At 52.8% G+C, this 13,248-nt stretch carries 12 protein-coding genes; 1 reads left to right on the plus strand and 11 read right to left on the minus strand.

Annotated features, from left to right (window positions below):
* Positions 1 to 7: 7 nt before the first annotated feature.
* The 11 genes from BBD41_RS00695 to BBD41_RS00745 all read right to left on the minus strand — a co-directional run bounded on the left by BBD41_RS00695 (position 8) and on the right by BBD41_RS00745 (position 12,182).
* Positions 8 to 820, minus strand: coding sequence for an ABC transporter permease (locus BBD41_RS00695; protein ID WP_077566152.1), 813 nt, complete (start codon positions 818 to 820; stop codon positions 8 to 10).
* Positions 817 to 1,767, minus strand: a complete 951-nt coding sequence (locus BBD41_RS00700; RefSeq protein ID WP_077566150.1) for an ATP-binding cassette domain-containing protein — start codon at positions 1,765 to 1,767, stop codon at positions 817 to 819. Before BBD41_RS00700 ends, BBD41_RS00695 begins: the two co-directional genes overlap by 4 nt.
* Positions 1,768 to 1,786: 19 nt before the next feature.
* Positions 1,787 to 2,614, minus strand: coding sequence for an NAD(P)H-binding protein (locus BBD41_RS00705; RefSeq protein WP_077566149.1), 828 nt, complete (start codon positions 2,612 to 2,614; stop codon positions 1,787 to 1,789).
* The gene (locus BBD41_RS00710; protein ID WP_099476380.1) at positions 2,611 to 3,525 is read right to left on the minus strand and encodes a helix-turn-helix transcriptional regulator; all 915 of its coding nucleotides are present in this window, start codon (positions 3,523 to 3,525) and stop codon (positions 2,611 to 2,613) included. Before BBD41_RS00710 ends, BBD41_RS00705 begins: the two co-directional genes overlap by 4 nt.
* 219 nt (positions 3,526 to 3,744) lie before the next feature.
* A complete protein-coding gene (locus BBD41_RS00715; protein ID WP_077566145.1) occupies positions 3,745 to 4,194 on the minus strand; it encodes an alpha/beta fold hydrolase in 450 nt (149 codons plus the stop codon).
* An 89-nt stretch (positions 4,195 to 4,283) separates the two neighbouring features.
* Entirely contained in the window at positions 4,284 to 5,138 is an 855-nt protein-coding gene (locus BBD41_RS00720) for a metallophosphoesterase family protein (protein ID WP_077566143.1), read from the minus strand.
* A 27-nt stretch (positions 5,139 to 5,165) separates the two neighbouring features.
* Positions 5,166 to 6,227 carry a suppressor of fused domain protein gene (locus BBD41_RS00725; RefSeq protein WP_077566141.1) on the minus strand — a complete coding sequence of 354 codons (1,062 nt, stop codon included), beginning with the start codon at positions 6,225 to 6,227 and terminating at the stop codon, positions 5,166 to 5,168.
* 474 nt (positions 6,228 to 6,701) lie between these two features.
* On the minus strand, positions 6,702 to 7,334 hold the full coding sequence (locus BBD41_RS00730) for an RNA ligase family protein (protein ID WP_099476381.1): 633 nt from the start codon (positions 7,332 to 7,334) through the stop codon (positions 6,702 to 6,704).
* Positions 7,335 to 7,344: 10 nt separating this feature from the next.
* Entirely contained in the window at positions 7,345 to 8,304 is a 960-nt protein-coding gene (locus tag BBD41_RS00735) for an AAA family ATPase (protein WP_099476382.1), read from the minus strand.
* 462 nt (positions 8,305 to 8,766) lie between these two features.
* Positions 8,767 to 11,274 carry a WG repeat-containing protein gene (locus BBD41_RS00740; protein WP_099476383.1) on the minus strand — a complete coding sequence of 836 codons (2,508 nt, stop codon included), beginning with the start codon at positions 11,272 to 11,274 and terminating at the stop codon, positions 8,767 to 8,769.
* A 107-nt stretch (positions 11,275 to 11,381) separates the two neighbouring features.
* Positions 11,382 to 12,182: a helix-turn-helix domain-containing protein gene (locus tag BBD41_RS00745; RefSeq protein ID WP_099476384.1), complete on the minus strand. Its 801-nt coding sequence runs from the start codon at positions 12,180 to 12,182 to the stop codon at positions 11,382 to 11,384.
* 178 nt (positions 12,183 to 12,360) lie between these two features.
* Between BBD41_RS00745 and BBD41_RS00750 the strand changes: the two genes are divergently transcribed.
* Positions 12,361 to 13,164, plus strand: a complete 804-nt coding sequence (locus BBD41_RS00750) for a phytanoyl-CoA dioxygenase family protein (RefSeq protein ID WP_077566135.1) — start codon at positions 12,361 to 12,363, stop codon at positions 13,162 to 13,164.
* Positions 13,165 to 13,248 lie beyond the last annotated feature (84 nt).

Genomic DNA, 13,248 nt, shown 5'->3' on the forward strand with positions numbered 1-13,248 from the left:
GTAGCCTCTACCCTCGTATCTGCCTCCTCAGGTAAGCGCTTATCGTCAACGGAGAGAAAATCGCGATCAACAGCAGCACAACACCGATGCCAGCCGCCAGTTGAGCGGCATCCACCGTTCCGTCCAGCAGTCCTCGCGTGAGGGTAACGGCAATGCTGATCGGATTCACGTCGATTGCCACCTGCAAAAGACGCGGCATGGTGGAAGTGTCGACAAGCACGTTGCTGGCAAATAGGAGCGGGTACACCATCATCATGCTTGTCCCCGACACGGTCTCCGGGCGCTTGGCCACATTGCCGATGAACGCAAATACCCAACTGACGCCCAGGGCGAAGAAGAGGACATAAAATGCTGCTGCCAAAGTGCCCCCGATACCAACCTCCGGACGAAATCCGAGCGCCAACCCCATTGCCAAGACAACGAGAAGTGCCGCTGCATAACGCAAGCTATCGGCGATGATCGAGCCGACAATGGCGGCAGGCTGCCAGAACGGCATCGTGCGAAACCTGTGGTAGACGCCTTTGGCGATATCCGTGCATATCGTTGTTCCGCTGTACACTGTCATGGGTACCACCGTCAGCACCAGGATGCCCGGCAGCACATACTGAATATAGCCCCGGACGGAGCCGGCAATCGCTCCGCCGAACAGGAAGGTGAAAATAAGCAGCATGATGATTGGCGACAGCACGGCTTCAACGGCAAGCCCGAAGCTGTTATTACGTATGTGATACAGCGTTCGCCGCATGAACAGACCTGTCGCTCTCAAGCCGCCAGGGCTCTGGCCAGGCTTTCGCGCACGGGTTGCTAACATGGAGCTCATTGCGTCGCCTCCTTTCCGGGTGTGGCGGCCAAAGCGAAGAATACGTCGTCAAGGCTTGGATCACTCAAGGCGAAATCCTCGATCGCCGTCTGGTGTTCCATAAGCGTACCGATCGCAGCGTGTGCCAGCGAAGCTTCCCGAATGGCCGTTTTAACGATTACCCCGTCTTCACCCGTATGGGCACTAAGTCCATGTTCGTTAGATAACAGGCGACAGACCCCATCCGGATCGGTTTCTGCCGATATGCGGATCGTCAGTGTTTTGCCGCCGGTCGATGCTTTGAGCTGCTTCGGCGTGCCGGTTGCGATTACCCTTCCGTCTGCGATGAAGCCGATCCGATCGGCCAACTGGTCTGCCTCTTCCAGATACTGCGTCGTTAACAGCACGGTTGTCCCCGTCTTCACCAGCCGGCGAACCGCCTCCCACAGCTCGCGCCGGCTCTGCGGATCGAGTCCGGTGGTTGGCTCGTCGAGGAACATCACCTCGGGCTGCGAGAGAATGCCGGCGGCAAGGTCCAGGCGCCGGCGCATGCCGCCGGAGTAGGTTCCGACGGTTCGATCGCCTGCATCCCCCAGCCCGAATGCTTCCAGCAGCTCACATGCCAGCGCGCCGGCTTCTTTATGCGAATAGCCGTGGAGCCCGGCGAACAGCCTCAAGTTTTGCCGGCCGGTCAGCGATTCATCCAGCGCCGCATATTGGCCGGTTACGCTGATTCGCCTGCGTACATCGGCTGCTTCGGCGACAACATCGCTGCCGCAGATGTACGCGGTTCCCCCATCCGGACGCAGCAGGGTGGTTAACAGGTGCAGCGTTGTTGTCTTCCCTGCTCCGTTTGGCCCAAGAAGCGCGAACAGCTCTCCGTGCCGAATCGCCAAATCCACCCCGCGCACAGCCTCATGCCCCCGGAAGGATTTGCGCAAGCCTTTCGCTTCAATGGCGTACGTCATGGGCCCTTCCTCCAATCTATTATAGAAACTCCCGTTTATGCTCGTCTGCCCAATCGGCGAACGTACGCGCCGGCCGCCCGAGCACCTGCTGGACAGACGGCAGCACCGTATATCCTGCCTCCGGCGGATTTTTCGCAATCTGCACGAAAAATTCGACGCTCTCCTCGTCATACCCCTGCTGCCGCCACTGCTGCCTTGCATCTTCCTCTGTCAGTTCGACGAACGGGATTTCCTTGCCAATCGCTGCAGCGATGGTCCGTACGGCCTCCTTGCGTGTAAGCGCTTCGGGTCCGGTCAACGCATAACTGCGCCCATGATGTTCATCCTCCAGCAGGGCCAGGACTGCAACCTCTGCGATGTCCCCTTCGTGTACCCGCGCGCTCAAAGCGTCTCCATAGAATTCCCGTACAACGCCTTCCGAACGGATCGTATCGCGCCAATCCACCAAGGCATTGGCCATAAATTCTGCAGGCTTCACCAGCGTCCAGTGCATGCCGCTTGTTCTAAGCGCTGCCTCGACCGGCCCCTCTTCATAGCCTACCAGAACGACTATGCGTTTAACGCCTGCTTCATTAGCAACCCCAATCACTCCCGGGTTCGTATTCAGATCCGCGTTCGGTTCGTCACTTGAAGTGATCAGGAACATTGCGTCTACCCCTAGCAATGCATCCTTCAGCGTATCCGGCTTCATCAAATCGCCTTCGGCGATCTGCACGCCGTCCGGCAATTTCTTTCTCGCCCGCTCCGCATTTCTCGTTAATGCGCGCACGGAAGCGCCTTGCTTCAACAGCAGATCCGTCACATGCTGCCCAACCGTACCTGTTGCTCCAGTTACCAGAATTGTCATTTCCGATCTCCTCCTCGTGGTTTCGCGTAATGTTGGCGAATGGCTTCGATATGCGCGATGACGTCGCGCTGAAGGTCGTCCGGCGATATAATTTCAACGTTCGTCCCGTAGCTCGTGATGACCGATAATGCATACTCTTTTTTATAAAAGGTCGTGCGAACTTCAACGCAATCGCCCTGATATGTGCATTCCCCCGGGAATTGCTCCAGTACGCGAGTACGTACCGACAGGTCGAAACGAAGATGCGCCTGAATTCCTTGCACTTCTTCCTGTTCCGGCTCATCTAGCAGGGGCTGCGGTATAAACGTTTCCTCCATTACCTCGAGTTCCGTAATCCGCGAGATGCGAAAATACCGTTTCCCACGGCGTGACCTGCAGTACCCCTCCAGGTACCAGACACCTTTCTCCCAGAGCAAATTTCCCGGCTCCACACTGCGCTCGGACGGTGTGCCGGATGCGCTCGTGTACGCCAGCCGAACGATGCGCGATTGCCGTATGGCCTGAAACAGCCGCCGAATCCTATCACGTTCGCTTTCCGCCGCGCTCATGCTCAAAATGACTGCCTCACGGCTGCCTTCGCTTGCCAGTCCCGGGTGCAGGCTGACCAGCTTCCGCATCGCGGGCGCAACAGCGCCTCCCATCGAACCTTCCATCGCCTTCAAAAGCGTGTAGATGACTGACAAGTCGTCGACTGAGAAATGCTGCCGTGTCAGAAAATAGCCGTCCATCAGCTCGAATCCGCCGTCTGCGCCGGTGAACGATGCAACCGGAATACCAGCCATATTAATTAACTCGACATCACGATAGACCGTGCGCACCGATACTTCAAACTTGGCTGCTAATTCCGTTGCGGTCACTCTTTTTTTGGCCATCAGCTCAAGCGTCATTCCAAGCAAACGCTCCAGTCTCACGGGTATCCTCTCCTCTGTCGATGAATCTCTATCGGATCATCTGCCTTCAATCCTACATGGCGAATTCTGACAACATGGTTGTCAGGATTAAATCGGCAGAAATTATTTTCACTTCAAGCGGCACCCATTGAACAGTTCTTCCTCTCTAACAAACGAGTACCGCAGGTAAAAGTTGAACAGCGGCAGTCATTTCCTTAAGACTGCCGCTGCGGTATATAACTAGCTATGATTGTGTTCTAGTACGAAATGGATCACGTCCGTCGCAAATCTTTCCGGTTCCTCAAAATGAGGCATATGACCACTTTCTTCATATACCTTCAATTGCCCTGTTCTAACGTCATTTACGAATGAATACGTCTGCTCTTCGCAAATAATGGGGTCATGCCGGCCTTTGATCAAAAGTACAGGCATTGTCAGTTCTTTAAGTTTAGGAAGTAATGAATCGAAAATGCACCCTTCCGCGAAAATTTTTGAAACATGAAGATTCGTTCTTCTTCCAAACTCCTCCAGCTCACGTTCCGAATATGTCATCTTGGTGTAGTTGCTGCCAACGTTCGGAGTATAAACCTTCATTCTTAAATCTCCCAGTCCCTGACCTAGCTCAATAAAAGCATCCAAGATTTCCGGCGGCGATTGACCTCCGTTGGCGATGTCGATACAGGCTGCCATTTTTTCAGCATCGCCAATACTTTCATACAGGCTTGCAGCTTTGCGCGTGGATAAATCTCGAGAACCGCTTGAGTACCAGCATTTTCGGTTTAATCCACCCCTGCAGCGGCAAACACCAGCACTCTCCCATCGGCATTGATCACCTGCGTGCCGTTGTCCAGCTCCGCCAATGGCCGGTCCCAATGAACGTGTCCGCAGCAAACAAGCAACGGAGGCCCGGCGATAAGCTCTCGCCGGATCCCGGCATGGCCGGGAAGCCCACATGCAGGCACATCTGGACCTTGATGCAGCATGAGCACATCTGGATTGCGCCGCAGCAGTTTTTGCAGAGCACGCAAATAATCTTCCTCCGGCATCCGATTCGGCTTGTCCGCTCTTCCTGTTATCCCGCCCAGTCCGGCAATATTCAGCCCGCTGTGCAGCGTCATTCTAGGCTCGTCATAAAAATCAACGCCCGGGGCGGCCTCAAGCCTCGCTTTCCCTGCGGACGTAACCATATCGTGATTTCCCGCTACGCCCAGCACGGTGCCGAAATGCGAGCGGAAGGCTTCCCACACGGGAAGCGGATCGCCGCTTGAACCTCTATGAGCCGGGTCTCCGTACAGATCACCGCACAAGAGCACGACGACACGTTCCGGATCAAACCGGGCACCATAGCTATCGAGCAGTAAGGCCAGAAATTCAGGAAGCTCCTCCCCAATCTGCCTCACTCGCTGCTCTCCATCAATGGCTCCATGCCCTGCTGCGCCTTGCAGATCGGAAGCCAGGATTAGTGCGTCTACTTCATCCGGAAGCCCAACCATCTCTCCGAAGTATATCGGTAGATATTCATAGTTGACCCCCCTGCTCCCCGGAGCGGCTGCCGTATAAGGCAGCTGCTCGACCGGTTCCTCCGCGATGCTGACTACTTTCAGCCGGGCTTCCCCTTTGCGACGTGATTTCATTACAACCTCAACTCCTGATTGCACGCTTTACCCAATGGTGGATACAACATTGCCGTCTTGGTCCTTGATATGAGTTTTAACGACTTGAATGGTAAATCCTTGATAACCCGCCAACTCGATTCTATCTTCCTTCGGCAGCAATTTTCGCGAAAGCTCGTCCGCGGTCGCCTCATCCAGCCTGAGTAGAACGCCTTGCTCCCCCGCTTCGTATCCGGTTTCCGCCCCAGGCTCCAATACAACCCTTAAATCTTGGCTTGCCAACATCAAGTCCTTCCCTTTCAGCAGCCGGCCGCGAAGCAGCTTGCCGACCGTTCCTGCCTGCTTTGCCCCCAAGGTGAGCACGGCCGGCGTCTTGCTAAATAGACGGTTTCTGCCGGGCTCCCAAGCCAATTGATCCACAAATAAGAAACCGGTATTCGAACCGTCCCGCTCCATGCCGTTCTGGACGGTCTCCGCTATCGCAGGAATCCGCAGGAGCGAATCTCGGGACAAATCGGTGATATAGCCGGGAAGGTCCGCTTGGCTGGCTTCCAATACGCCCGAAGTGCTCCATGTTTTCATCGCCTCCAGCTCATCCTCCGTAATCCCGACCATTTGCAGAAATTCAACTTTTCCATTGGGCGTGCCGACACCAGGGAGCTCGGGATCTTCTACGAAGGCGAGCGCGGTTAACTGCGTATCAGCCCCTAAACAAATCGGACCATTTGCGTCCAAATAATCGCCGGAAGCGAAAACGTTCCCGCTGCCAAAAACATAGCGTCCCATGTTCTGGAGCAGGTTCAGCGCCCACATTGGCGGCTCCTCCTCATCTTCCGTGCGCGCCACTCGAAACGTAAGTTCAAATCCATAACCGCTGTACTCCGTATTTTCCGATTCCTTCTCATACAGCTCGGAGAATCCGAACGTCACGATATGCCAATGCGGCAGCGGCTTCTCCGCTTTATAGGCACTCAGACCGTCCAGCGGGTCCTTGCCCCCAAGCATGTAAGGTAGAACCGTACCGTAATGCTTAGGCTCCTGGGCCCCATATAGCTTTTTCATTTGCTCTTCAATTGCATCCCAACCGGTTGTAACTGCTTCTTCGTTCATCTTGTTCCCTCCAACTTTGTTTATTTCGTATTAGCCCCAATGCGGGCAAAGGCAGCTTTCGTTGATCACCTTTGCTTGAAAGTCTATAATACGCGGCAAAGGTCACACTGACGTCGATTGCCTCAAAAAAAGACAACTCGAGCTTGAATGACTTGGGCGCGGTTATTTTCTCCGTATCGTAAATCACGATGCCAGAACTCAAGGATGCCACCTGCATATATACCGCAATTGTTAAAGTTATGTAGTATGTAATACGTTCTAAGGCTCTATATGACATAAGGAAATGGAGCCCAGAGCTTTCATCCGGTAATCGTGGAAAAGAGGCAATAACCCCAATTTTTATGTATGTCGGTAATAATTATGTTGATGCATGATCCAATGATCTTAGGGACTTCCGGGCGAATTACATGATAACCCCTCCTCACCGTTTGTGTTTTTTTGCTGTATTCGAGCTTAAGCTCTTTCGTTTACACCCTAGGCCAAGCCATTGGGTTCAACCGGTTTACTGAGCCAGTGCTCGTCGGTTTGCACATGATTTTTCCGGACAAACTTGGCGACCGAGCGCTTAAAGTCCTCATAAGGAAATTCGGAGGCGAGCCGCACAACGTACCCCTCCTGCTCTCCGCCGCAACGGGACTGCTTCGTGTAGCACTGCTTTGCAGCTTCTTCGCTCCACACCCCGCGGTACAGAACCGGAACAAGCGGAATTCCTAATTTCTCCGCCCACGCCTCAGTTTCATCCCAAGACAGGCAGATATTGCGGTCGTTCCAGACCGAGAACAGCATGAAATAGCCGGGCAAGGAGGTATACAGCAGCGAATGCTTGGCATATACATTCTCTCCGCAAAGCCGGTACCCTTCCGGAATCATATACCGGATTCCTCCGTGCAGCGTCTTCACATAGTGCCGGGAAGAGTGATCTTTACTGTCGAGCGACCTGGCGTGAATGAAGTTCGAGTACATCGTTGTGTTCTCTCCATCCATTTTCTCGGTAATCACAACCTCTTGTCCTGCAAAATGGTCCGTGTTTCGCAAAATTTTATCATCGTCCGTATAGCTTCTGGACCAGGGCAAGTGCATCGTTTTCGGATATTTCACTTTATTCATCTCATCACCTCTATTTGGCAAACGTGTCCGCTTCCGCGAAGAAATACAGCTCTGCCAGCATCCGGTCGCCAAGCAAATGATAGATCTTGGAAGCACCGGCATCACCGCCGTGCAGAATCTCCATATGGAAGCTCACCATGTTCACTACATGCAAAATAAAATCATCGCCATACCCCAGTTCCTTCAAAACATGGCAGACGATAATGGCCGATACATGCTCATGTCCAAAGTAGGAGTAATACCCCCGGTTCGGCTTCCATACCTTGCACAGCGGCTTGCCAGTATCATGAAACAAGGCTGCCAGCTGCATTTCGAACAGATGCTCCCCTTCGTAAAACGTATGGACATACTCCAAAACGGCATGCGTATGCTCGGACAGCGTTTTGGAATGATGGGGATTTTCCTGGTCATATCCCAGCATCACGCTAAAATATGGAGAGCGCCGCAGGTAAGCGAACAGCTCGTCATGACCCGGGTTCCGTTCAAGAAGCCGCTCTAGTGCGGCCCGCTCTATACCGGCATCTGCCGGCGTATGGACGATATGCAGCTTATTGAAGCCTTCGGCAAGCAAGGGAAACTCGAAGTTTTTGGCATATTTCTCAAGCACCTTTTCCTCGATTTTACGCTTTCTCGCCTGTACCCGTTCTCTGGCCAATTCGTAGGGCGTGATACAGACATGGCATTCCACCGGAAACGAGCTAAACCGCTTCAGGAATTGTATCCTTCGGTCGCGGGCAACATTGGTCGCATCAAATACGACGTTTCTTCCCGACCCCAGCGCCTGCTCAATCTCGGCAAAAGCTTCATCAAAAATCCGGTAGGTGTTTTTCTGACGCGACTCGCTCCCGAACAATCTTTCCCGGATGGCATCCGTCGCCACAAGCACGGCTCTTTCCCGTTTGCAGCACTCTTTTGCGTATTCGCTCTTACCGCTGCCGGGAATGCCGGCCAGCATATGAATGGTGTTCATCTTCATCACCTCCTTTCCGTGCGCTAAATGACAGTAAATCAACCGTCTCCGCTCAATAAACAGACAACCCAATGAAAACAAAAAAAATCGGCGAACGAAAGGATAAACACATTCATTCGCCGATTGAACAAGAGTATGGGACTTGCTATTCCGCAAAATCTACGTGTCTTTTCTTTCTGCAAGGATGCAGCTTTTCATTAACTTATCGTTATCGCCGCAGCATTATGACCATCTTTACATGATACACTGGAAAAGCAAGGAAGCGGTAGGTACAAAGTATTCAGAATGGCGGGTGGTCCTACATACGCATGAGCGGAGAAGGAATGGGTCGATCGGGCAAGTCAGCGCCTGAGGGGAATCCCTTGTGTTTTTATGACTGGACTCTAACAATCCCTCCTCCAATCCTCCATCTGGAAAATGCACTTAACACGGCGCACCCAATTGATATATGAGCATAAAGTCCTATGAATGAAATGCCTTCCAGAACTCCCCCTCGGTATTTAGGATGTTCATGATCTGAGTGAATGGAATTGTGAATGTCGGAAAACCAGCAGCATAAGGAGCGATCTCATAGGGGGCAAACACCAGATGCAGCGCGTCCTCGGTTACGTAAAAGGGCTGATTGGCAGAGATTCCCTTATAGCTATCCGGAAATACATACGAATAGTGCGGATCCTCTTGAATCTGCTTGCCGACGATACGGCTGAGCTCCTTCACATAATCACTGCCCGGCTTAAACAAATCCTTCAATTCATACATCGTCCCCTTGTCAAGATTGATCACGGCATACACTTTGGTAGGCATGCCATGCGCGGCACCAAAGGGATAGTTATATCCGGTGAGCTCCAGTTCAAGGAGCTGCTGCTTGTAGAAAATAACGTCAAAATCACCCGTATACGAGTAATCCAGCTGTTGGTTCGGAGGAATAGATTTGACCTGCGACATTTCCCTAAGCTTCGCATTCAACGTTTGCTGAGCTGCTTGATCCCTCATTCCCGCGAGCTGTGGATAATAAACTAAGTAATCCGGATTGGGTTTATACTTCTCTTCGATGACCTGATAGGGCGGGTTCAGCGGAATAACCGTGTTTTGCCTCCATATGACGTGGCCTGACCGGTCAAGGTAAGACAAGCGCTGATCGACCAATGCTTTAATTAGCCCTCCGGGTTCCAGCGTGAGCGAACCGCTGCCGTCCACTCGGGGATATCCTGGGGCGGGATGTCCTGTACGGTCAATGAAATACGTCTGCTTCCCGTCATAAACCGAAGCCAAGCCGTGCTGGTAGTCGGAGACATCACGATACATAAATTCAGTAAGTCTCTTCCCTCCCCAATCGGCAATGGCATAGATCGAGCCAATATATGGCTGGTCGGGATCAACTGCACGCCCAAGCGCAAACCGTTCTTCATTCATATCCCGAATATCGTTATACTCCGGCTGGATGATCCATTTACCTTGTGAATCAATGACCCCGTACTTCCACCTGTAATCCTCCGCCGTGTTCACGATCGCTCTGCCTTGATGAAACGGAAATGCCGAGGTGTACGTCGGCGATATAACGATATTCCCCTGCTCGTTGATGTAACCATATTTACCGTTTGGATCCTGCTGAAAAGCCAACAGCCCATCGCCAAGCGGTCCGACATAGGCAAATGGATAGTCGGCCAATCGCCGGCCATGGGAATCTATGAGAGCGTAATGGTTGTTTTTTATCTTCACAACGGCTTTCCCATCGGCAAAATCATTCGCTTCCTCGAATTGGGCAGGAATCACCTCCCGGCCTTCTGCATCAAGATATCCGTATCGGCTGGCCGCTCCATTACCGCTGCCCTGATCGGTTACATAATAAACCGCCCTGCCTTCCTTAAGTGCCGAAATGTACGGATATGCTCGTCGCGTCAGCACATTTCCATGTTCGTCAATCATTTTAAATCCCTGATGATCGATCACAATCGCCTGATGCTCCGAGAACGGACTGATGGACTGATATATGGGCGCTACTACATAACGTTCAGATCTGTCAATAAGACCATAATTGCCGCGCATCCCTACAATGGCAAGGCCATTATCCTGAAAATCCTGTGCATCTTCATACTTTGGTTGTATGATTAATTTTCCGCTGCGATCAATATATCCCCACTTGGTTCTATTCGTGGTCTTTACGGAAGCCGGAAATAATCCGACCGGCTGCCGGGGCTCCCACCTGCTGGCCAGCATTCGCTTGATCCGGCTCTCAAGCTCTAACAGCGTTTCGCGTGCAGGGTAAGGCTCCCGGAAACGGAGTGCCATGCGAACCGACGCCAGAGCCGCCTCCGGCATTCCAGCCCGGTATTGCGCATCCGCCAGGTAATACCAATAGAAGGAATAATCCGGATGTTTTTGCGTCAGCCTCTCGTAGTATTTTACGACGACAGGAAAGTAACGAGGGTAAACATCCGGCGCGGTCACAAACCTCCCTTGGCTCCACCTGACGACTTCGACTCGATAGGCTTCGCCCGTATCGTGTATCCATAACACAATTTCAGCTTGGCCATCCGGTCCCGAAACCCCCGGGATATCCAACACATCGATATAGCTGTAACTCATTTCAGGAGGTGCGATATCCTTAAGTCCCTCCGATGTCCAGTCGTAAATTGACAATTTGGACCAGATGGACCCAACCTGCCAACCAACGATAATTTGGTTCTTGCCGGGAGCCATCACAGGAACCGCACCTAATAAAGTGACCGCATATCCCTGTCCCATGATATTGGCAATGACCTCATAGCTGCCATTGCGGTCATTTAGCACAAACAGATAAAGCTCATCATTCAGTCGGTATACACCGGCTATTTCGGGAATCCGATCTCCCGTGATGTCGGCAGCGATAACTGCCGCATGATCCATGGGCTTACCAATGGTGACAAGCTCAGCACCGTGGGGCAGATAGGCTTTAGCGATTTGCGCCAGCTGCTGATCGTTAACGGTCATTTGGGTATCCTCCCTTGCTCAGAAGCAGTCTCGCCTAATCGTATGCTGACGATGGTCAAATATGCCCTCATGGAGCAAGGGAGAAGTGAGCATGTCCCAGTTCTTTCTTAGTTTGCAGCCGTTCCTTTTCTGCGGAAGTTCGCCGGGCCGACGCCGTAACGTTTGCGGAACAGTGCGGCAAAATGATTGTAACTCTGAAAGCCAACATCGACTGCGGCCTCACTTGCCGTGCGGCCGGCGTGGGTCATGAGCAGCGCAGCTTGCTCAAGACGCATGCCATTCAACGTTTCCAGGATCGTCTGTCCGGTCTCTGCTTTGAACAAGTGAGAAAGTCTAGAAGCCGAGAGCCTCACCGCAGCTGCGAGCTCATCGATGGTCAGAGGCTCCTGCATCCGCACGGATAGAATGCGCAGCACCTGGCTAACCCTAGGGTCATGTCGGTCTGCAAGCTGCTCGGCGACAAGCAGGAGCAAGCTGCTCAGCTGATTCTCGCACAGCTCCTGCCACAGCTTCCCGCGATCGCGGAAATCATGCAGCAGCGTCCGGAATATCCGCAGCACGCGTCGCTGTATGGTCCCGTTCGGCATTTTGCAAACCCATGCTTCGTCGTCGGGCATCAGCGTAGTTTCCGGCAGCCGCTGAAAGTGCGCCCACATGAAATGCCATACCCCGCCCGCGATCGTCCCGTACGTGTGGGGCACCCCTCTCCGTATGACTGCGACATCACCTGGACCGCAGGTTTTCTCACCCGCGGGGGTTCGCAAATATCCGCCTCCTTCGATCGTGTAAAAGATCAGCCAGTCATCGATTCCGTTAGGGCGCGTCATCGCGTAGTTTTCGTTCTCCCGAAAATGTCCGATCAATACGCCTCTGTCTTGGGCTCCATGCTGCTTAAGGTTATCAACCAATGCGCTTTCCTCCTATAATCATATCCCTTGACTCCTTCTCCTGTTAAAATAAGGGGTTCTGCCCATTATGTCCAGCAGCATAGCAGAATCCAGCCAGTTATGAGCATGAATGCGACTTCAAGGCTTCGCCCCCTTCCATTAAACTGTAGATAATTCATCACGGAGAGGAGCATTTGATATGTCGCAGGTGTTCAAAGCGTTGTCCACAGAGCAAATGAAGCAATTTGAAACCGAAGGTTATCTGATTGTAAAAGAGGTTTTTCATCCGGAGGAGGTTGAGGAGATCCGCATGACTTTCGATGAGATCGGACAAACAACGATCCCGGGTTTTTTCGAACCGGATCTAAGCACGGACCGGTCCGACCCGCTGAAGCGGTTCCCCCGTGTCATGCATCCGCATCGGTTCAATCCGGTTGCCATGAAGTACATGCTTCATCCCGGCGTCATGACGATTCTAGAGGACTTGTACGGTGAGGAAGCCTACGCAGCACAGAGCATGTTCTATTACAAACCCCCGGGATCCAGAGGACAGGCGCTGCATCAGGACAACTTCTACTTGAAGGTCGAGCCGGGCAACTGCATCGCCGCTTGGACGGCGATCGACCGGTGCGACGAGGAGAACGGCTGTATGCTGCTTGTGCCGAAAACGAATACGTACGAGATCGTCTGCCCGGATGTGTCGGATTCTAAGGAGTCGTTCACAACGCACTATGTCAAGCCGCCAAAAGACGAGAAGCCGGTGCCGGCCGTCATGGATCCAGGTGATGTGCTGTTCTTTAACGGAAACCTGATTCATGGCTCATACCGCAACAAATCAAAGGACCGATTCCGCCGGGCGTTCATTTGTCACTACGCCAACTCCAGTGCCGACAAAATTTCGCGCTGGTATAACCCGCTTTACCGTGCCGACGGGACCGCGCTTGAGCTCGAAGGCAATCCTGACGGAGGTCCCTGCGGCATCGAAACGCCAGCCTATCACTGAGAACGTAATGAAGCCCGCTTTCATTGGGACATAGGCGGAAGAAAAAAACGAACTTCTCCCCTAACAGGAAAAGTTCGTTTTTTC

It is taken from the genome of Paenibacillus ihbetae (genome assembly GCF_002741055.1).
Classification (GTDB): domain Bacteria; phylum Bacillota; class Bacilli; order Paenibacillales; family Paenibacillaceae; genus Paenibacillus_AQ; species Paenibacillus_AQ ihbetae.

Coding starts and splice junctions, on each gene's coding strand:
- BBD41_RS00725 (WP_077566141.1), bottom strand. CDS start 6,227: ATGAACGAAGAAGCAGTTACAACCGGTTGGGATGCAATTGAAGAGCAA.
- BBD41_RS00750 (WP_077566135.1), top strand. CDS start 12,361: ATGTCGCAGGTGTTCAAAGCGTTGTCCACAGAGCAAATGAAGCAATTT.
- BBD41_RS00730 (WP_099476381.1), bottom strand. CDS start 7,334: ATGAATAAAGTGAAATATCCGAAAACGATGCACTTGCCCTGGTCCAGA.
- BBD41_RS00720 (WP_077566143.1), bottom strand. CDS start 5,138: ATGAAATCACGTCGCAAAGGGGAAGCCCGGCTGAAAGTAGTCAGCATC.
- BBD41_RS00705 (WP_077566149.1), bottom strand. CDS start 2,614: ATGACAATTCTGGTAACTGGAGCAACAGGTACGGTTGGGCAGCATGTG.
- BBD41_RS00735 (WP_099476382.1), bottom strand. CDS start 8,304: ATGAACACCATTCATATGCTGGCCGGCATTCCCGGCAGCGGTAAGAGC.
- BBD41_RS00715 (WP_077566145.1), bottom strand. CDS start 4,194: ATGGCAGCCTGTATCGACATCGCCAACGGAGGTCAATCGCCGCCGGAA.
- BBD41_RS00740 (WP_099476383.1), bottom strand. CDS start 11,274: ATGACCGTTAACGATCAGCAGCTGGCGCAAATCGCTAAAGCCTATCTG.
- BBD41_RS00700 (WP_077566150.1), bottom strand. CDS start 1,767: ATGACGTACGCCATTGAAGCGAAAGGCTTGCGCAAATCCTTCCGGGGG.
- BBD41_RS00695 (WP_077566152.1), bottom strand. CDS start 820: ATGAGCTCCATGTTAGCAACCCGTGCGCGAAAGCCTGGCCAGAGCCCT.